Source organism: Bacillus licheniformis DSM 13 = ATCC 14580 (assembly GCF_000011645.1).
GTDB lineage: Bacteria > Bacillota > Bacilli > Bacillales > Bacillaceae > Bacillus > Bacillus licheniformis.
The window spans coordinates 2,727,477-2,746,619 of the sequence record NC_006270.3 but is presented as its reverse complement, the minus strand read 5'-3'; the positions used below and the strand labels follow the sequence as shown (position 1 = coordinate 2,746,619).

Here is a 19,143-nt window from a genome sequence, read left to right as displayed (position 1 = left end):
TTTATTAAAGCAGAGAAGCGGCCGGGTGACAAGGGAAATATAACCAAGCCTTTTTTGTACCCAAAACGAATGACTTGTGGTAGGATAAGAACTAATCAATCGAATAAATCATACTATACTTATAGGAATTGTAAAAATAGATGGAGAGTGACGACAAAATGGGAAGAGAGTTCATTCCTTTATTTGAGAACTGGGCAAATTCTTATGATGATACAGTAGTTGGCCGCGATCTTCAATACAAAGAAGTGTTTCGCGACTACGACGGCATTTTGGATGATGTCGTCAGCCGCTCGGGGCATAAAGTTCTTGAATTCGGCGTCGGCACAGGCAATCTGACTGCAAAATTGCTGGCGGCCGGAAAGGCAGTCACCGGTGTAGAGCCTTCAAAAGCGATGAGGGAAATTGCCGAGGCAAAGCTGCCGGAGAATGCAGTGATCGTTGACGGAGACTTTATTGACTTTCCGGACCCTCCGTTTTCTCCCGACACGATTGTCAGTTCTTATGCGTTTCACCATCTGACAAACGAAGAGAAGCGGGAAGCTGTGAAGCGATATGGAAAAATGCTCGGGAAGCATGGTAAAATAGTGTTTGCTGATACCGTCTTCAAGAATCGGGAAGCCTTCTCTGCCGCTGTTAAAAAAGCGAAGGAAAACGGGTTTCTGCAATTGGCGGAAGACCTTGAAACGGAACATTATCCGACGATTTCGGAGATGGAAACGATCTTTACCTCAGAACATTTCAGTATCGCCTTTCAAAAGCATAATGATTTTGTCTGGGTAATGGAAGCGGCAAAATTGTAATTTGAAGGGAAGTTTTAAGATATGAAAATCGCAGTTATCGGAGCAATGGAAGAAGAAGTCACGATTTTGCGAAGCAAACTCGAACAGACGAACCGGGAAGTCATCGCAAACTGTGAATTTACCAGCGGGTTTTATGAAGGAAAAGAGGTCGTGCTTTTAAAGTCCGGCATCGGCAAAGTCAATGCAGCCATGAGCACGACGATTCTGCTTGACCGCTTTAAACCGGACGTTGTCATCAACACCGGATCAGCCGGCGGCTTTCATCATTCGCTTAATGTCGGAGATATCGTCATCTCGACCGAAGTCCGCCATCACGATGTCGATGTCACGGCATTTGATTATGAATATGGACAGGTTCCGAATCTGCCGGCTGCATACAAAGCCGACAATGCATTGATCCAAGCGGCGGAAGACGAAGCGTCTGAACTGGGGCACATTCAGGTTGTCAAAGGAACGATAGCAACAGGCGATTCCTTTATGAGCGATCCTGACCGCGTCGCATTCATCCGCGGCAAGTTTGAAGACCTTTACGCGGTTGAAATGGAAGCTGCGGCTGTCGCGCAGGTTTCTTATCAATTTAATACGCCGTTTGTTGTCATCAGGGCGCTCTCAGACATCGCCGGAAAAGAATCTGAAATTTCATTTGACCAATTTTTGGAACAGGCTGCCAAGCATTCGACAGATCTTGTGCTTCGCATGATTAAAAGAATCAATTAAAACAGGGGGGAGGCTCCCCCTCTGTTTTGCACCTCTTGAAGGAGGAAGGAACATGAATGTGATCAAGGATATCACCGAATTGATCGGCAAAACGCCGCTTCTGCAGATTTTGGATTTTCGAATCCCTAAAGGCGTTAACATATATGCAAAACTTGAAATGATGAATCCGGGAGGCAGCATTAAAGACCGGCTCGGAGAAGTGCTGATTGCTGAAGCGATCGGTTCGGGAAAGCTGAAACCCGGTGGAACGGTCATTGAGGCAACAGCAGGCAATACGGGAATCGGTCTGGCTCTCGCCGCCAGAAAGCACGGCATTCGACCCGTTTTTTGCGTACCCGAGCATTTCAGCATGGAAAAACAGTCGATTATGAAAGCGCTCGGCGCTCGGATAGTTCATACCCCCAGAAGTGCCGGGATGAAGGGTGCGATTGAAAAAGCACTTGAACTTGAGAAGGAGATTCCCGATTCTTATTGCGTTTTGCAGTTTAAAAACCCAGTAAATCCATTGGCTTACTATAAAACGATTGCCCCGGAAATATGGAATGATCTTGGCGGCCGGATTGACGTCTTCGTCGCCGGAGCGGGGTCAGGCGGCACATTTGCGGGAACCGCCAAGTTTCTGAAAGAAAAAAATCCGTCCATTAAAACGGTTATTGTTGAACCGGAAGGCTCGATTTTAAACGGAGGGGAACCGCATGGGCATAAGACCGAAGGAATCGGAATGGAATTCATCCCGGAATACATGGAGGAAAGCTATTTCGATGAGATTTACACAGTGCTTGACGAAGATGCGTTTCGACTCGTAAAAGAAGCCGCGGAAAAGGAAGGGCTTCTGATTGGAAGCTCATCAGGCGCCGCGTTGTTTGCCGCATTGAAAGAAGCCGAAAAAGCGAAAGCCGGCACAAACATTGTGACGATTTTTCCCGACAGCAGCGACCGCTATTTAAGCAAAAAAATTTACGAAGGAGGAATATGATATGAAGCCAAAAACGAAAATGATTCACGGCGGAATTACAGGAGACGAAAAAACAGGAGCGGTATCGGTTCCTATCTATCAGGTCAGCACGTACAAACAGCCTCGCGCCGGCCAGCATACAGGATACGAATATTCCCGGACGGGAAATCCGACGAGAACGGCGCTCGAATCCTTGATCGCGGATGTTGAAGGCGGTGCAGCAGGCTATGCGTTCGGCTCTGGGATGGCGGCGATCACAGCCGTCATGATGCTTTTTAAAAGCGGCGATCACATCGTATTGACAGATGATGTATACGGCGGCACCTACCGCGTGATGACAAAGGTATTGAATCGCATCGGCATTGAAGCGACCTTCAGTGATACGAGCAGCATCGAAGACATCGAAAAAGCGATCAAGCCGAATACAAAAGCGATTTATGTTGAGACGCCGACAAATCCTTTATTGAAAATCACTGACATCAAGAAAACTGCTGAAACAGCGAAAAAGCACGACTTATTGCTGATTGTCGACAACACCTTCTACACGCCGTACTTTCAAAATCCAATCTCGTTGGGAGCCGATATCGTCCTCCACAGCGCGACGAAGTACTTGGGCGGACACAGCGATGTCGTCGGCGGACTTGTCGTAGCAGCCTCGAAGGAACTCGCAGAAGAGATCCATTTCATTCAAAACTCTACAGGCGGGATTCTCGGGCCTCAGGATTCCTGGCTCTTAATGAGGGGGATGAAAACCCTTGGCTTGAGAATGGAAGCCCATGAGCAAAATGCCCGGAAAATCGCGGCGTTTTTAGACGATCATCCCGCCGTCAAAAAGGTTTATTACCCAGGGCTGCCGTCCCATCCGGGACATGAGCTTGCCAAGCGGCAAAGTACGGGCTTCGGAGGCATGATCTCGTTTGATATCGGAAAAGAAGAGAACGTGGACCTTGTCCTTGGCCGTTTGAAATGGTTTACGATCGCCGAAAGCCTTGGTGCGGTTGAAAGTCTGATATCGGTGCCGGCGCGAATGACTCATGCTTCGATCCCGCCTGAACGCAGGCTGGAGCTTGGCATCACAGACGGATTAATCCGTATTTCCGCCGGGGTTGAGGATATTGACGATCTGTTGGAAGACTTGCAGCAAGCGCTGGCCCCTCTTTCTTAAAATGGCTGAATTTACATGTCTGGTCATCTGTCAATCTATGTTATTCTCAAATCATATCCATTATGAAACAAAAGCAGGTGATCATGACATGCAGAAGAAAAAAGTCAAATCGCTGATGGAAGACTATAAGCAGTTTGCTTTTACGCTTCTCAGCGTAAGCGCATTTTTATATATCGGATCTGTCATTCCGGGACAAGGTTTGGAAACAGGCCAAAAGATGACAATGATGCTCGCGACGTGCGGCTTTTTAGGAGGAGCTTTCTATTGTGTGAAGCGCTCGCTCAAATATAAAAGACAATTAGACGAAATGGAAGAATCATAAGCAGAGAGACTCCTGAAGGGGTTCTCTGCTTTTTTTTTGCTCGATCAATCCGTCCATTTTTAAAAAAAACGGTTTACAAACAGGAATTTGATGGATATACTTACAAAGTAAACAAAAAGCAAAGGAGGTTGATGAACATGAAACCAGCACTGACTACATACATTAGACTTTGTGAATGCCAATACCATGATTCATCAAACCTGTGGGAGAGATTGTGCACTTCCTTAACCGATGCTTTTACAGCACAGCCGATACGTTAGGAAGTTAGGCATAATAATACGCTGCTCCTCCCGCAAGATAAAGACTCGATTCGTTTTTATCTGGCGGTTTTTGTTTGCGCCCGCAGGTTTGTCAGATGATCTGCGGGCTGTTTTTGTTTTTTAGCGAACTTGAAAGGGGGTGAGCGATGTGACCATTAATCTATTCTTCTTAACACTAACCATTCAGAGACGATTTAAAAGTCCGGAAGAGTACGAGCGAGAATACGAAATTGAACAAATGTACAATGAAATGAAAGATCTGCAGCTAAAATATCTTTACCTGAACAGCCAGCGCTAACTTAAAGCGCGAAAAAAAATAAAGGAGGAGATCATGATGATTTATAGAAGGGAACTGTTGGCACATTACACTCGGGAGAAGGACCAGGTTTAGCCGGGGCAAAACGAGTTCCGCATCTCCGCTTTTCTGCATAATATGAAGCAAGCAATTCAAGGAATGCAGGTGAAAAGCATGCAGAAAAACGGCAGAATGCCTTTTATCGGCCACGGGTATACATCGATGCCCCATTCTTTCAAGCACGGATACGGTAATCCGTACCGGCGCCAAAGAATGGAGATGGTGCGCCACTTCGGGTATTGGCCGCATTATTGGTATTATTGAGAAAGAGCAGAAAACGGTTTGTTTTCTGCTCTTTTTCATTTGAACAAACTAAATGGCAAAATGAAAGGGGAGCTTTAAAGCCCCCCTCCTGTTCATTTAGCAGACGTAACAAGCGCCGATGATAATTAAAAGAATGAATAGAACCACAACAAGCGCGAATCCGCCTCCATAGCCGTATCCGCCGCCGTATCCGCCAGGGTAGCCACCCCAGCCGCCGCAGCATCCGCCGCCGTAACCAAAGCCCATAAATAGCACCACCTTTTAGTGAAAATTCCATATATACTATGCATGGGATTAAGTTGTGGAAAGGGCGGATAGACCAATTCATTAAAAAAACAGTTTTCTTAAAGCGAAACTTTTCAAAGCTGAAGCCGTCTAGTTATGGAATGTAACAAAACAATGCAGTTATTTTTGCAAATGCTTTTAATATTCGGTTCATTGGCCGATATGAGTGGGGAAAGGCCCGTTTGTACGATTTGCAGCAAAAATCGGGCTAATTAGAATTAAAGCAGGTGTTTTAACGTGTTTGAACAATGGCTTGGAAAACAATTGCGGAGCCCGAGAGGCATTTTGTCGAAATGGGTCGCGTCATATATGGAAAACGGGAATCATGATATAAACGAATGGACCATCAACTTGATGGATATCTGTCCGCATGAGCGCATCCTTGAAATCGGAACGGGAAGCGGAGCGGCACTTTATCGGATTGCGGAGATGCTTGAGGGCGGCAAGGCCTGCGGCATAGACGCATCAAAAAGCATGGTCAAGCAGGGAATGCGGCGAATCCGTCATGTGAAAGAAGAAGGAAAAGCCGAATTAAAGCTTGGCCATGCCGAACAAATTCCTTATCCGGATCGTTCTTTTCATAAAGTATTTTCAGTCCACACCATTTATTTTTGGACGGATTTCAAACAGGCATTAAAAGAAATTTACCGTGTTTTACAGGTTGACGGCACGCTGTTTCTCGCTGTGCATCTGGAAGGGCAAATGAAAAAATCGAAAAAAACAAAAGGCTTTTCCTTATACTCAGAAGAGCAAATCAAGCAACTGCTTGAGGAAAGCCATTTCAGAGACATCACGGTACATATGAACAAAAATTACTGCTGCATTTCTGCGGTAAAATCATGAACTTTGTATGATCATCCCTTTCAATACGGAAGGGATTTTTTATGTTTGATAGAGTTGAAACTGGATCTTAAATATCATATTTTTGATTTTTAAAGAAAAGTATTCCATTAACATAGCAAACATGGTTTAATATCAAAGTGAACGTTTTTACTATATTTTCCGGAGGTATTTATGAACAAAAGGATCGTGAAAAGTTCAATTGTTTTCTTTCTCCTTGCCGCATTAATTTTTGGCCAGCTGCCTTTACCGAAGACAATGGCAGCCGAAGACAGCGTTCCGAATAACGAAACCACATTGACCAGCGCGTCCCCTGTTGAAGCTTCGTTTCAAAGCGATGACGAGGTGCATTGGTATAAAGTCAATCCTTCAAATCAGGAAATCGCAAACTATACGCACTTCCGCGTCAAATTGAAATCAGATGCAGAGCTGAACATTTCCGTCTACTCCAGCCTGGAAAATGCAACTGGTCATCAAACGTTTGACCGATACAACGGCTACTCCTATGAAAATAATCCTGCTTTAATCGATTTTCCGATTGCCTGGAAAGGTCCTTACTACATAAAAGTAGAAAATCACCATGATGAGGAAAACGAAACCACTTCAATTACAGATATTTCTTACACCATCAGCTATGAAGGCGTCACCCTGCCTCCGTCAATCCAAGAGGCAGAAGAAGAGTGTCCGGCAGAATTAAGCGTTTCCGAAAGGGAAACAGGCAAGGGCATATTAAAACAGTTAAGAACGATCAGGGATGAAGTTCTTTCAAAAACTGAAAAAGGAAAAGAGCTGTCTTCCCTTTACTATAAAGCAGCTCCATTCATCAGCGCAAAAATGCTCTTTAACAAATCGATGAGAGACAGTGTCTACAAAGACCTGGTGCAGCTGAAGCCGCTGTTTGCAGATGTCGCTAAAAACGGACAAGTGAGCGCATACTCGATTACGAATGATGATCAAAAAGCGATCAGTCGCCTGTACGAAACAGCTCGCGCGTCCGTTCCCGAGCCGTTGAAAAAACAGCTGGATCAAGTCGCGAAAGACATCGGCATCGAACAATTAACAGGCAGCAAAGTATCGGCTGTGCTTGAAAAAGCGGGGATGGCGACAGCTTCATCAAGCGCGCCCGAAAACCGTTACATCGTAAAATTGAAAGAAGGCAAAAAACCGGGATCTTTCAAATCTAAAGCCCAATCATCCGGCGTCCAGGCATTAGAGCCCCTCGGTAAAAGCAAAACGGCATTTAAAGATATGTACGTTGTGGAAATGAAGGAAAGCCGTTCTTCCGGATTCAAAGCGGCGGCAAAGCAATATCAGGCGGCAGCCTCCAAGATCGCCAAGATGCCTGAAGTGGAATTCGTCGAACAGGTTCAGCAATATGAAGCACTGTCAAGAGACACCCAATATCCATATCAATGGTCGCTCAAAAATAACGGCAAAAACCGTGCTGCGAATGCTGACATACAATTTGAACAGCTTCAGAAGCTGATGAAAGGCAAAAAGCTGAAAGATACAGTAATCGCCGTCGTTGACACAGGCGTTGATCATACCCTTGCGGATTTAAGCGGCAGCGTCAAAAAAGACGAAGGCTATAACTATGTCGGCCGCACGGCGGATGCGATGGATGACAATGGCCACGGCACACACGTGTCAGGCATCATTGCAGCCGCGCAAGACAACCATTTTTCGATGGCGGGAATCAATGCTTATGCCAAAATTCTGCCTGTCAAAGTGCTGGATTCTTCAGGCAGTGGAGATACGGAACAGATTGCAAACGGCATCATCTATGCCGCCGACCACGGTGCAAAAGTCATCAATTTAAGTCTTGGCGGGCCATACAGCCGGGTGATGGAATATGCGCTTAAATATGCGGCTTCTAAAAATGTGACGATCGTTGCCGCCACCGGAAATGACGGAGTATCGGAGATTTCCTACCCTGCATCTTCGAAATATACGCTTTCAGTCGGGGCGACCAATAATCTCGATCTTGTCTCGGACTACTCCAATTATGGAAAAGGTCTCGATATGGTGGCGCCGGGAACCGATATTCCAAGCCTCGTTCCGGACGGGAATGTCACTTATATGAGCGGAACATCGATGGCGGCGCCGCACGTGGCAGCTGCAGCAGGACTTCTTTTGTCACAGAATCCGTCCTTGAAACCAAAGCAAATCGCAAGCCTATTGACCGAGACGACAGCAGATGTGGCATTTGAAGAGCAGGATAATCCAAACCCGGATTATGACCTGGATATAGAACCGGCTGCACAAATTCCCGGATATGACTTCGTCTCCGGGTGGGGAAGGCTGAATGTTTTTCATGCAGCCAGCGTTTTTGAGCTGAACATGAAGGTTCATCCCGTTTTAAACCGCCATACGGCAGTGACAGGCACAGCCAAAAGCGGTGTGACGGTCAAAATCTTGCGAGGGAAGCAAGTATTGGGGACGGGCACGGCCGGAAAATCAGGCGCGTTTTCAGTGAAAATTCCGGCCCAGAAGGCGGGGCAAGTTCTTCATGTCGCGGCATCGGGCCATCAGGCGGAAACCTCGCTCAGAACCGTCGTGGAAAAAGCGCCGAAAAACCCGTCCGTCAAACGCATCACGAACAAAGATACTGCCGTAACGGGTAGAACGGCAGCCGGCTACACGATCAAAGTGAAAAACGCGTCCAAAAAAGTGATCGCGCAAGGCAAAGCGGATGCATCCGGAGCGTTTAAAGTGAAAATCAACAAGCAAAAAGAATATGCCGTTTTGTATGTCTCCGCATCTGCTGATGACCACAGAGAAAGCGGCGATGTCAAAATGACGGTGGCTGACGTCATCCCGCCAGGCGCCCCGAAAGTTTATCAGGTTTCCGATAAAAGTACGGTGATTCAGGGAAAAACAGAAGCAAACGCGCAAGTCAGCGCAAAAGCTAAAGGAAAGACGATCGCTTCCGGCAAAGCGAACGGAAAAGGTGAATACAAGCTGAAAATCAGCAGGCAAAAAGCCGGAACCGTCATCGGTGTAACAGCAAAGGATAAAGCCGGAAATGTCAGCAAAGCGACAGCCGTCACTGTGCTTGACAAAACCCCGCCGTCTGCGCCGAAGGTGAATCCGGTGACAAACAAGAGCACGGCCGTTAAGGGGAAAGCAGAAGCGAACGCCGCCATCATCGTCAAATCAGGAAAGAAAACGATCGGAACCGGCAAGGCCGATAAAAAAGGCGCGTTTTTTGTCAAAATAAAAAAACAAAAGGCAAACACCGTTTTAGCGGTCACTGCAAAAGATAAAGCCGGCAATACGAGCAAAGTGAGCAAAATAAAAGTCAAAAAGGCAAAATAATCCGATAGCGGAGGAACTGATGACATATCAGTTCCTCTTTTTTTCATCAAAATTAATATATAAGAATATTATTAAATCTGCACTGTCTGTTTTCAATTTGTGATTTTCAGCTCATATCGCCAATTGGTCCTATTATCCCTTTTTTCATTTTCCCTTAAAAATTTTTATATTAAAAAAGGAATCTTCGGGTGTTCTGTCAAAAAGTGAATGTATTGGAAACAGCGGAATGAACGTTCATTCCGCTGACTTGGAGGGCAAAATCAATGGAATCGGAAAGCAAATATCAGAAGATTATCGAGGCTTCGCTCGTCCTTTTCGCGGACAGAGGCTTTGACGCCGCAACCATTCCGATGATCGCCGATAAGGCAAACGTCGGTGCAGGCACCATCTACCGCTACTTTGACAGCAAGGAAGCACTTGTAAACGTCTTGTTCCAAGACAGTGTGAAGAGATTTAAAGAAAAGATAGAGGAGGGCTATCCTGAAGATTCAGCAGGCATAAAAAAACAATTTCAGCACATTTTCCGCTGCCTTTTCGAGTTTTCTCAGGAAAATATCCATGCGCTGTATTTTTTGGAAATTGACAAGACCTCTCATTACTTGACTGAGAAAAGCCGCGAGGTCTTGAACGAACTGCTGGATTTCATCTATTTATTTTTTGAAAAAGGGAAAGCGGCCGGCATGATTCGCCCTTTGCCTTCCCACATTTTGTCGGCTGTTGTATTCGGAGCGTTCGTTCATATTCAGAAGTTGGTAAGAGCAGGGGAATTCGAGGACCCTACCGAACTGATGGAGGAGATTGAAGAATGTTCCTGGGATGCTGTTAAACATCATGGATGAAATGCTTTTTTCCAAAACAGAAAGGATGATTTTCATGAACAAGTTAGATGGAATTCCAATCCCTAAAACTTACGGGCCGCTCGGCAACCTGCCTTTGCTTGACAAAAACAGGGTCTCCCAGTCACTTTGGAAAATCGCGGATGAGATGGGGCCTATCTTTCAATTTAAGTTTGCGGATGCGATTGGGGTTTTTGTGTCCAGCCATGAACTGGTTAAAGAAGTCTCTGAAGAATCCCGTTTTGACAAAAACATGGGGAAGGGGCTATTGAAAGTTCGCGAGTTCAGCGGAGACGGGCTCTTTACAAGCTGGACGGAAGAACCCAATTGGCGGAAAGCCCACAACATCCTTCTGCCGAGCTTCAGCCAGAAAGCGATGAAGGGATACCATCCCATGATGCAGGATATCGCCGTCCAGCTCATTCAAAAGTGGTCCCGTCTCAATCAGGATGAAAGCATTGATGTGCCGGACGATATGACGCGGCTGACGCTGGACACGATCGGCTTATGCGGGTTTAACTACCGCTTTAACAGCTTCTACCGTGAAGGGCAGCATCCGTTTATTGAGAGCATGGTCCGGGGTTTGAGCGAAGCGATGAGACAGACGAAGCGCTTCCCGCTGCAGGATAAGCTGATGATTCAAACGAAGCGCCGGTTTAACAGCGATGTCGAGTCGATGTTTTCTCTTGTTGACCGGATCATCGCTGACCGGAAGCAGGCCGAGAGTGAAAGCGGAAATGACCTCTTGTCGCTTATGCTTCATGCGAAAGACCCTGAGACCGGCGAAAAACTGGATGATGAGAATATCCGCTATCAAATTATTACATTTTTGATTGCCGGACACGAGACGACGAGCGGTTTATTATCGTTTGCAATCTATCTGCTCCTGAAGCATCCGGATAAGCTTAAGAAAGCGTATGAAGAAGCAGACCGCGTGCTGACCGATCCCGTCCCATCCTACAAACAGGTTCAGCAGCTGAAATACATCCGAATGATTTTGAATGAATCGATAAGGCTTTGGCCGACGGCACCGGCTTTCTCTCTTTATGCAAAAGAAGAAACGGTTATCGGGGGAAAATATTTGATTCCAAAAGGACAGAGCGTTACAGTGCTCATCCCAAAACTGCACAGAGATCAAAGCGTCTGGGGAGAAGATGCCGAGGCATTCCGGCCTGAACGGTTCGAGCAGATGGACAGCATTCCGGCGCACGCATACAAACCGTTTGGCAACGGCCAAAGGGCATGCATCGGCATGCAGTTCGCCCTTCATGAAGCGACGCTTGTGCTCGGCATGATTCTTCAGTACTTTGATCTTGAAGATCATGCAAACTACCAATTGAAGATCAAAGAATCGCTGACATTAAAACCGGATGGTTTCACAATCCGGGTGAGGCCGAGGAAAAAAGAAGCAATGACGGCGATGCCGGGCGCTCAGCCTGAAGAGAACGGACGGCAGGAAGAACGGCCTTCCGCACCGGCGGCGGAAAATACGCACGGAACCCCTCTTCTTGTGCTCTACGGTTCAAATCTCGGCACAGCCGAAGAGATTGCGAAGGAGCTTGCTGAAGAAGCGCGTGAGCAAGGGTTTCACAGCCGGACGGCGGAGCTTGATCAATACGCAGGCGCCATCCCGGCAGAAGGGGCTGTTATCATTGTGACGGCTTCCTATAACGGAAACCCGCCCGATTGCGCAAAGGAATTTGTCAATTGGCTTGAGCATGATCAGACAGACGATTTGCGTGGTGTCAAATATGCGGTATTCGGCTGCGGTAACCGCAGCTGGGCCAGCACCTACCAGCGGATTCCGCGCCTGATTGACAGCGTATTGGAAAAAAAAGGCGCCCAAAGGCTGCACAAGCTTGGAGAAGGGGATGCAGGCGATGATTTTGAAGGACAGTTTGAGTCATGGAAATATGATCTGTGGCCGCTTTTAAGAACCGAATTTTCATTGGCCGAACCCGAGCCGAATCAAACAGAAACAGACAGGCAAGCCTTATCTGTCGAGTTCGTAAACGCACCTGCGGCTTCGCCGCTGGCTAAAGCTTATCAGGTGTTCACAGCGAAGATATCGGCAAACCGAGAACTGCAGTGTGAAAAGAGCGGGAGAAGCACAAGGCATATTGAAATATCGCTTCCTGAAGGCGCCGCATATCAGGAGGGAGACCATCTCGGTGTGCTACCGCAAAACAGCGAAGTGCTGATTGGCCGCGTTTTTCAGCGGTTTGGGCTGAACGGAAATGAACAAATTCTGATTAGCGGCCGGAATCAAGCATCACATTTGCCTTTGGAGAGGCCCGTTCATGTCAAAGACCTTTTTCAACATTGCGTCGAGCTCCAGGAACCGGCCACAAGGGCCCAGATACGCGAGCTGGCGGCTCATACTGTTTGTCCGCCTCATCAGCGCGAGCTTGAAGACCTGCTGAAAGATGACGTCTATAAGGATCAAGTGTTGAATAAGCGGCTGACAATGCTTGACCTGCTTGAGCAATACCCGGCCTGTGAACTGCCGTTCGCCCGTTTTCTGGCGCTTCTTCCTCCGCTAAAACCGAGGTACTATTCGATTTCCAGTTCGCCGCAGCTTAACCCGCGGCAAACAAGCATCACCGTCTCTGTCGTAAGTGGCCCGGCGTTGAGCGGCCGCGGGCATTATAAGGGAGTTGCATCGAACTATCTCGCCGGCCTTGAGCCGGGAGACGCGATTTCGTGTTTCATCAGAGAGCCTCAGTCAGGCTTCCGGCTTCCCGAAGATCCTGAAACACCGGTGATCATGGTCGGGCCGGGCACCGGAATCGCCCCTTACCGCGGATTTCTTCAGGCGCGCCGCATCCAGCGCGATGCCGGTGTGAAGCTCGGTGAAGCGCATTTGTACTTCGGCTGCCGCCGTCCGAACGAAGATTTTCTGTATCGAGACGAGTTGGAGCAAGCGGAAAAGGACGGAATCGTCCATCTGCATACAGCGTTTTCCCGGCTTGAGGGCCGGCCGAAAACATATGTGCAAGATTTGCTCAGAGAGGATGCAGCCTTGCTGATTCACTTGTTGAACGAAGGCGGCCGCCTGTATGTGTGCGGAGACGGAAGCCGCATGGCTCCAGCTGTTGAACAAGCTTTGTGCGAGGCGTATCGCATAGTACAGGGTGCGAGTCGGGAAGAGTCGCAAAGCTGGCTGTCCGCACTTTTAGAAGAAGGGCGCTATGCAAAGGATGTATGGGACGGCGGCGTTTCCCAACATAATGTGAAGGCGGACTGCATTGCAAGAACGTAAACAAAAAGAGGCATTCTGAATTGATCAGGATGCCTCTTTTTTAGAGTTTGTTATTTTTTCATTGATATAGATGAAAAGGTTTGATCCCAAGAACAAAACGAGCAAAATATACACCCATTTTGCCGGCGTTTCCCAACCCTCGAAAAAAGGCAGAGAAGCAATGAATGTTTGTCCTTTCATGATGACAAACACCAATAACGCCACAAAGATGATGAGAGTGATTCCCTGTAAGATGAGCGTTTTTGCACTTCGTTTTTTCAAGTCGTCCCATACGTACACCAGCACGAATACGAGGGAGGCCGTTGAGATGATATCATTCGCTGTGCCGTTTATCTTGAGCCCAAACCTGAGAAAAAGATTTAAACATACAGATGCCAAAAATCCATAAAATCCGATTGTTTTAAGCAAGGTGATTCCCCCCCTCAAACCATTATAGAGGGAGATAAAGGAAAAGCCAACATGACAGGCTGTGTTCAATCATTCTAAAAACGGCTGATCTTCAGGAGGAATCGCCATGCTGGCTTTGATTTAAATATCGGCATGCGGTGAAGAAAGTTTAGCTTTTATTTCGGACCTGTGAATTGTCTTGCCGTTTGTTTCTTTTGGCTTCGGCAAAGAAAATGACCGGATAAGCGATCAAAAGCAGCCCGATAATGAATGAGATGATTCCCGGCCATTTAAAATGGGTCCAGAAGAAGCCTCCGAAAGACCCCGCTAAGCTTGAGCCGAGATAATAGCTCAGCAAATAAAGGGAGGAAGCTTGAACGCGCTGTTCGCCGGCCGTCTGCCCGACCCAGGAGCTTGCGATCGAATGCGACCCGAAAAATCCAAATGTAAAAACAGCGATTCCGGCAATTTTAAGAGGAAGCTGAGGCAGAAGCGTAAGCAATGCGCCTCCTGCGATAATGGCAATCCCGATTTTCAGCATCAACGGGCTGCCAAAACGATCGGCTTTCTTCCCCATATAGACAGAACTGAGCGTCCCCGCCAAATAAACGATAAAGATGAACCCGATGACAGTTTGAGAGAGTCTGTACGGAGGTCCCATCAACTGAAACCCGATATAATTGAACAGCGTAACAAAGCTTCCCATTAATAGAAATCCAAGTGAAATGATTGACAGCAGCCGTTTGTTCATCAAGACGGCGCCGTAGGCCAAGCTCGCTTTTTTCACACTTGTTTTTCGCTTAGCGGAGTGCTGCGGCCGGGGCAGCAAAATCCAAAACAAATAGCTTAATAGTACTGATAATGCCCCGATGATTCCTAGCGCCGCGCGCCAGCTGAACAAGTCTGTCAAAAGGCCGGTCAAAAGCCTTCCGCTCATTCCTCCGAGGCTTGTGCCGCTAATGTATAGCCCCATCATTTTGCCGAGCCCTCGCGGATCAAATTCCTCTCCGACATAAGCCATGGCGATCGCGGGCACGCCTGCAAGGAAAAAGCCAAGCAGCCCTCTCATCGCCAAGAGCGCCGCGAAGTTCGGACTAAAGGCGGTCAAGAGGCCGAGCACTGATGTCGCAAACAGGGATATTGCCATAATCGTTTTCCGGCCGAACCCGTCAGATAAAGCTGCTGCCGTGAGCAATGCAAAAGCCAATATGCCTGTTGAAATGGATAAAGTTAAGCTTGCAGCTGCCGCCGATATGCCGAATTCCTCCGCAAACAGAGGCATGAGCGGCTGTGTGGTGTAAAGTGTGGCAAATGTCACAAAACCGCTGATGAATAAGGCGATGCTCGCTTTGTGATAATCCTTCGAATGCGGCTGTATGTAGGTCATGGCAGCTCCTCTTTTCTAGAATGACAATCTATGTTTCATGGTACGCTTTCATTTGTGATGTGTCTAATTTATAATAACTATCATCATCATGCGTTTTATTTATGAAGGAGCGGATGAGCATTGGAACTCTATCAAATTGACCATTTTATTGCCGTGAGCAGGCATAAACACTTTACAAAAGCAGCCTTGGAACAACGGATTTCCCAGCCGGCTTTGAGCAGGTCGATCAAAAAGCTTGAAGAAGAATTGGGCGTCCCGCTGTTTATTCGAAAAACAAAATCGATCCGCCTGACAAAGTACGGCGAGCAGTTCCTCATCAAAGCGAAGCAGGCCCGCCTTGCCCTTGACGAAGGCGTTCAGCAAATCAGGGAAAGCGTCAATCCGAATGCCGGGGAAATCTCGGTATCATTTTTGCATACGCTTGGTTCGCGGCTCATGCCGCAGCTGATTGCCGAATTTAAAAAGAAATACCCGAATGTTGCTTTCCGTCTGTATCAGGCCGCAAATGAACATCTTCAGCACATGGTGGAGACGGGCGAAGCTGATATCTGCCTCAGCTCTCCGCCGCTTCCAAACGAGCATCTTGAATGGACGGTGTTGGATACTGAGCCGCTTTATCTGGTGCTTCCAGCCGACCACCCGCTTGCAGATCGGAAAGAAGTCGCGATCCGGTCGATTGCACACGAAGACTTTGTCTGTTTTAAGCCGGGCTATGGTCTTCGATATGTGTTTGATCAAATGTGCCGGGGACTGTCCATCAGCCCGAAGCTTGCTTTTGAAGGGGAAGAAGTGTCGACGATTTTGGGACTAGTATCAGCAGGGCTCGGTGTAGCAATCCTGCCGAAAACGGCGGAGCACGTCCATTCTCCAGTGGCATTTTGCCGAGTGTCAGACTACCGTTCTGAGAGGACGATCGGTCTCGCCGTCCTGAAAGACCATTATTTGTCGCCGGCGGCACGCAACTTTAAAGAATTTGTAATTGAATACTATCGCCGGAACGAACGGTCTGATCAGCCGTAACTCAAATAAGGACTTCTCAAGATGACAAATATCCTGTATATTGATAATGATAATTATTATCAATTGGAGGATTAAATATGACGAAAAAGCAATATTCTTATATATTCACCCTTTTACTCGCTTTCGCTGTATTTCTTTCAGGCTGTCAAAGCGGCCAGAAACAGGCTGCATCAGAGAAAAATGAAGAGAAAACAAGAGTGGTGAAAACCATCAACGGAAATGTCACTGTACCGGCTAATCCGAAGCGCGTCGTGACGATTGGCTATGCGGGAACCATGCTTGCATTCGGGATCAAGCCGCTTGGAGAAACGGGAAAGTACCTCGGAAGTCCTTATATTAAAGATCAAGTTTCAGGAATAAAGGATATCGGGGGAAAAGACGGTTTTTCAGTATCTGTGGAAAAAGTTCTTGAACTTAAACCCGATTTAATCGTATCGATGACGAACGATTCAAAAGAATATGAAAAGCTGTCAAAAATCGCTCCCACTGTCGTCTATCCGTTCGGCACATTTAAAGATGCACGCGATGAAATGAAAACGTTTGGCAAGCTGCTCGGCAAGGAAAAGGAAGCTCGGGAGTGGACGAAAACGTTTAATCAAAAAATGAAAGCCGCCCGCGCGAAAATTAAAGATGCATCTGTAAAAGGTGAAACGTTCTCTTTAATCGGCGCATATGCAAAATCTTTATATGTCTACGGGGCATACGGGTATCGGGGCGGAGAAGCGATCTATACGCAGCTGGGACTGACGCCGCCTGAATCTGTTAAAAAGGATGCCATTGATACAGCTGACGGATATAAAGCCATATCTTTCGAGGTCCTGCCGAAATATGCCGGAGACTACATATTTGTCGACGAATCATACAACGGAAAGCTTGATCAGGACAATCCGGTTTGGGCATCGCTTGACGCGGTGAAAAAAGGCAAGGTCTTTTTCCTCGATCCGGACAGATTTTGGCCGTATGATCCAAACGCTGTTCAGGCACAGGCCGAAGAAATCGCCGACATGATTTCCAAGAAAGCGAAAAATAAATAGAAAAGCGGGGAGCCGAAAAGAATGATCCGGCTTCCCGCTTTTTCATTTTTCATAATGCTGAAATTGAATATCCAGTGTCCGGAGGTACGTTTGCAGGCCCGCATCTTGGATGGGGATGATATAGGCGGCTTCATCTGACTCATTATGGTGGGAATGCCATAATCCCGGCGGTGTAATGAAGGCTTTTCCGGTTACCCAGTCAATTCGTTTCGGATCAATGATTTCCTTTGTGGCCGGATCGATTTTGCTTCCGACTAATGTATACGTGCCGGGTGCGGCATAGGCGACAAAATCGAGAGCCACCGACTTGTGGCTGTGAGGAGCTTGATTGGAGCCGGGAGGCACGATGCCGAACATTGCCCACAATACATGGGTGATCGTCAGCGTTTGATCGAATATTTCATTGTTCAAGAGAACGGAAATGCGGTTGCGATAACGGGCGTCAGGAGCGGCGGCCGCTTCAGCCAATTTTGCTTTTGACTGTTCAGCGGTGTAGAGAGTTGGTTGAAAGCGGGATTCCGACGGCTTTACGCCCAAATAATTCAGGAGAGGTGAATCGGTGATGTAATAAATGGCTGCATCTTCTGCTGCGGTATGCCGGCTGCCTGAACCGGCAGGCAAAGTCAAAAAATCGCCTTTCTGCCAGTGAATCGTATCTTCGCCCGTTTCGGTTTTCCCTGCGCCGCTGACAATGTAATATAGTTCGCTTGTCGCACGGGGGGCAGTGTGTATCGTGTCGCCTGAACGAATCTTGATGAAGTGGGCGAGAAGGGAAGGGCTTGAAGCGGGATAATCCGTCTTCAGTTCTTCGGAAATGTCCAGCGGGATGATCCGCGTTTCACCTGTCTCATACAATTCAGGCCCGAACTCTTTCACAGGAACCGGGCTGATTATTCCGCTTCCAATCGGGTCAGAGGCAGTGGTATACTCGAAAAAACGGGCATGTTTCGTCAAATGCTCGGCTCGGGTTTCGAATTGAGAATGCATTGAAAAAACCTCCTGTTATTTTTAGATAATTCAATCATATCTCATTTGGAAGATGCTAGTAAACAGTTGCATTGACAAAAAACAGATTACGGAAAAGAGGGATTGCATTGGGAAAAGGATTGAACGGCAGAAGAATTGCCATCGGAGCATCGCGAAAAACGGATGAAATGAGCACGCTGATCAAAAAGCAAGGCGGGGTTCCCCTCATTCGCTCCCTTCAGGGTACCGTGTTTTTGGCCGAAAAAGAAGTAGGCCCTGATTTGCGTGCCTTCGTTGAAACGGGAGCCGACTGGGTGATTTTCACGACCGGAATCGGGACGGAAACGCTTGTCAGCCTAGCTGAGAAACTTGGGATCGGAGAGCGCTATTTACAAGCGATCCGCAGGGCGAAAGCGGCATCGAGAGGCTACAAAACAATCGCCGCTTTAAAAAAGCTCGGCATTACGCCCGTTGCGGCGGATGAAGACGGCACGACCAAGGGACTGATCGACTCGCTCCAATCCCACGATTTTTCCGGCAAACGGGTGATGGTTCAGCTCCACGGCGAAAACGCTCCGTCACTGCTTCAGTTTTTGGAAGAGAAAGGTGCAGACGTTGTTCCGCTTCTGCCGTATCGGCATGTTGCTCCAGACCGGGAAACCGTCGCTTTATTGTGCAGCGAGATCATCAACCGTGAAGTGGATGCGGTTTGCTTTACAACGGCTGTCCAAGTCCGCTCGCTTTTTCATTTCGCGAAAGAAAACGGCTATGCGGAGAAAATTGTTCAATCTTTTCAAGACAGCGTGTTGGCGGCCGCTGTCGGAAAAGTGACGGCAGAAGCTTTAAGAGAAGAAGGAGTCGAACGCCTTCTCGCTCCGGATCTCGAACGGATGGGAGCGATGATTGTGGAGCTAGCGCGGTTTTATGAAACGGAAGAGGGGATAAGAACACAGTAAGTGCGAAAGAAATC

The 19,143-nt window shown here is 47.5% G+C and carries 18 protein-coding genes; 14 read left to right on the top strand and 4 right to left on the bottom strand.

The annotated features are described in order from the left end of the window. Positions 1-158 precede the first annotated feature (158 nt). The 7 genes from TRNA_RS35640 (at position 159) to TRNA_RS43375 (ending at position 4,838) form a co-directional block, all read left to right on the top strand. The gene (locus TRNA_RS35640; protein ID WP_009327796.1) at positions 159-800 is read left to right on the top strand and encodes a class I SAM-dependent DNA methyltransferase; all 642 of its coding nucleotides are present in this window, start codon (positions 159-161) and stop codon (positions 798-800) included. A 21-nt stretch (positions 801-821) separates the two neighbouring features. Next, the gene (gene mtnN, locus TRNA_RS35635) at positions 822-1,517 is read left to right on the top strand and encodes a 5'-methylthioadenosine/S-adenosylhomocysteine nucleosidase (protein ID WP_009327797.1); all 696 of its coding nucleotides are present in this window, start codon (positions 822-824) and stop codon (positions 1,515-1,517) included. Between the two features lie 52 nt (positions 1,518-1,569). Then, positions 1,570-2,493: a PLP-dependent cysteine synthase family protein gene (locus TRNA_RS35630; protein ID WP_003183889.1), complete on the top strand. Its 924-nt coding sequence runs from the start codon at positions 1,570-1,572 to the stop codon at positions 2,491-2,493. Position 2,494: 1 nt separating this feature from the next. Then, entirely contained in the window at positions 2,495-3,637 is a 1,143-nt protein-coding gene (locus TRNA_RS35625; protein ID WP_003183885.1) for a bifunctional cystathionine gamma-lyase/homocysteine desulfhydrase, read from the top strand. A gap of 88 nt (positions 3,638-3,725) precedes the next feature. Continuing rightward, entirely contained in the window at positions 3,726-3,959 is a 234-nt protein-coding gene (locus TRNA_RS35620) for a YrhC family protein (RefSeq protein WP_011198155.1), read from the top strand. A 408-nt stretch (positions 3,960-4,367) separates the two neighbouring features. Beyond that, positions 4,368-4,517 carry a YrzI family small protein gene (locus tag TRNA_RS43380; protein WP_009327800.1) on the top strand — a complete coding sequence of 50 codons (150 nt, stop codon included), beginning with the start codon at positions 4,368-4,370 and terminating at the stop codon, positions 4,515-4,517. Positions 4,518-4,688: 171 nt separating this feature from the next. Continuing rightward, positions 4,689-4,838, top strand: a complete 150-nt coding sequence (locus TRNA_RS43375; RefSeq protein WP_016886344.1) for a hypothetical protein — start codon at positions 4,689-4,691, stop codon at positions 4,836-4,838. Between the two features lie 96 nt (positions 4,839-4,934). Here TRNA_RS43375 and TRNA_RS35615 read toward each other — a convergent pair whose 3' ends face one another. Then, positions 4,935-5,084 carry a YjcZ family sporulation protein gene (locus TRNA_RS35615; protein ID WP_003183876.1) on the bottom strand — a complete coding sequence of 50 codons (150 nt, stop codon included), beginning with the start codon at positions 5,082-5,084 and terminating at the stop codon, positions 4,935-4,937. A gap of 276 nt (positions 5,085-5,360) precedes the next feature. Between TRNA_RS35615 and TRNA_RS35610 the strand changes: the two genes are divergently transcribed. The 4 genes from TRNA_RS35610 to TRNA_RS35595 all read left to right on the top strand — a co-directional run bounded on the left by TRNA_RS35610 (position 5,361) and on the right by TRNA_RS35595 (position 13,379). Continuing rightward, positions 5,361-5,966, top strand: coding sequence for a class I SAM-dependent methyltransferase (locus TRNA_RS35610; protein ID WP_003183874.1), 606 nt, complete (start codon positions 5,361-5,363; stop codon positions 5,964-5,966). 171 nt (positions 5,967-6,137) lie between these two features. Next, the gene (locus TRNA_RS35605) at positions 6,138-9,281 is read left to right on the top strand and encodes a S8 family peptidase (RefSeq protein ID WP_009327805.1); all 3,144 of its coding nucleotides are present in this window, start codon (positions 6,138-6,140) and stop codon (positions 9,279-9,281) included. A 263-nt stretch (positions 9,282-9,544) separates the two neighbouring features. Further along, positions 9,545-10,120: a TetR/AcrR family transcriptional regulator gene (locus tag TRNA_RS35600; protein WP_003183871.1), complete on the top strand. Its 576-nt coding sequence runs from the start codon at positions 9,545-9,547 to the stop codon at positions 10,118-10,120. A gap of 34 nt (positions 10,121-10,154) precedes the next feature. Beyond that, a complete protein-coding gene (locus TRNA_RS35595; RefSeq protein WP_003183869.1) occupies positions 10,155-13,379 on the top strand; it encodes a bifunctional cytochrome P450/NADPH--P450 reductase in 3,225 nt (1,074 codons plus the stop codon). Positions 13,380-13,403: 24 nt separating this feature from the next. On the opposite strand, the gene TRNA_RS35590 is transcribed toward TRNA_RS35595, so the two are convergent. Both TRNA_RS35590 and TRNA_RS35585 read right to left on the bottom strand, forming a co-directional pair. Then, a complete protein-coding gene (locus TRNA_RS35590) occupies positions 13,404-13,787 on the bottom strand; it encodes a YoqO family protein (RefSeq protein ID WP_003183867.1) in 384 nt (127 codons plus the stop codon). A gap of 148 nt (positions 13,788-13,935) precedes the next feature. After that, a complete protein-coding gene (locus TRNA_RS35585) occupies positions 13,936-15,153 on the bottom strand; it encodes an MFS transporter (RefSeq protein ID WP_003183865.1) in 1,218 nt (405 codons plus the stop codon). A gap of 120 nt (positions 15,154-15,273) precedes the next feature. On the opposite strand from TRNA_RS35585, the gene TRNA_RS35580 reads away from it, so the two are divergent. Both TRNA_RS35580 and TRNA_RS35575 read left to right on the top strand, forming a co-directional pair. After that, positions 15,274-16,173 carry a LysR family transcriptional regulator gene (locus tag TRNA_RS35580; RefSeq protein ID WP_003183862.1) on the top strand — a complete coding sequence of 300 codons (900 nt, stop codon included), beginning with the start codon at positions 15,274-15,276 and terminating at the stop codon, positions 16,171-16,173. A gap of 77 nt (positions 16,174-16,250) precedes the next feature. Then, the gene (locus TRNA_RS35575; protein WP_003183861.1) at positions 16,251-17,207 is read left to right on the top strand and encodes an ABC transporter substrate-binding protein; all 957 of its coding nucleotides are present in this window, start codon (positions 16,251-16,253) and stop codon (positions 17,205-17,207) included. A 42-nt stretch (positions 17,208-17,249) separates the two neighbouring features. On the opposite strand, the gene TRNA_RS35570 is transcribed toward TRNA_RS35575, so the two are convergent. After that, positions 17,250-18,194: a hypothetical protein gene (locus TRNA_RS35570; protein WP_003183859.1), complete on the bottom strand. Its 945-nt coding sequence runs from the start codon at positions 18,192-18,194 to the stop codon at positions 17,250-17,252. Positions 18,195-18,301: 107 nt separating this feature from the next. Between TRNA_RS35570 and TRNA_RS35565 the strand changes: the two genes are divergently transcribed. Continuing rightward, positions 18,302-19,129: a uroporphyrinogen-III synthase gene (locus tag TRNA_RS35565; protein ID WP_003183857.1), complete on the top strand. Its 828-nt coding sequence runs from the start codon at positions 18,302-18,304 to the stop codon at positions 19,127-19,129. The last annotated feature ends 14 nt before the right edge of the window (positions 19,130-19,143 follow it).

What these genes read in the sequence shown, in the direction of transcription:
- TRNA_RS35615 (WP_003183876.1), bottom strand. Translation starts at nt 5,084, where the DNA reads ATGGGCTTTGGTTACGGCGGCGGATGCTGCGGCGGCTGGGGTGGCTAC.
- TRNA_RS35600 (WP_003183871.1), top strand. Translation starts at nt 9,545, where the DNA reads ATGGAATCGGAAAGCAAATATCAGAAGATTATCGAGGCTTCGCTCGTC.
- TRNA_RS35585 (WP_003183865.1), bottom strand. Translation starts at nt 15,153, where the DNA reads ATGACCTACATACAGCCGCATTCGAAGGATTATCACAAAGCGAGCATC.
- TRNA_RS35640 (WP_009327796.1), top strand. Translation starts at nt 159, where the DNA reads ATGGGAAGAGAGTTCATTCCTTTATTTGAGAACTGGGCAAATTCTTAT.
- TRNA_RS43375 (WP_016886344.1), top strand. Translation starts at nt 4,689, where the DNA reads ATGCAGAAAAACGGCAGAATGCCTTTTATCGGCCACGGGTATACATCG.
- TRNA_RS35570 (WP_003183859.1), bottom strand. Translation starts at nt 18,194, where the DNA reads ATGCATTCTCAATTCGAAACCCGAGCCGAGCATTTGACGAAACATGCC.
- TRNA_RS35620 (WP_011198155.1), top strand. Translation starts at nt 3,726, where the DNA reads ATGCAGAAGAAAAAAGTCAAATCGCTGATGGAAGACTATAAGCAGTTT.
- TRNA_RS35595 (WP_003183869.1), top strand. Translation starts at nt 10,155, where the DNA reads ATGAACAAGTTAGATGGAATTCCAATCCCTAAAACTTACGGGCCGCTC.
- mtnN (WP_009327797.1), top strand. Translation starts at nt 822, where the DNA reads ATGAAAATCGCAGTTATCGGAGCAATGGAAGAAGAAGTCACGATTTTG.
- TRNA_RS35575 (WP_003183861.1), top strand. Translation starts at nt 16,251, where the DNA reads ATGACGAAAAAGCAATATTCTTATATATTCACCCTTTTACTCGCTTTC.
- TRNA_RS35630 (WP_003183889.1), top strand. Translation starts at nt 1,570, where the DNA reads ATGAATGTGATCAAGGATATCACCGAATTGATCGGCAAAACGCCGCTT.
- TRNA_RS35625 (WP_003183885.1), top strand. Translation starts at nt 2,495, where the DNA reads ATGAAGCCAAAAACGAAAATGATTCACGGCGGAATTACAGGAGACGAA.
- TRNA_RS35605 (WP_009327805.1), top strand. Translation starts at nt 6,138, where the DNA reads ATGAACAAAAGGATCGTGAAAAGTTCAATTGTTTTCTTTCTCCTTGCC.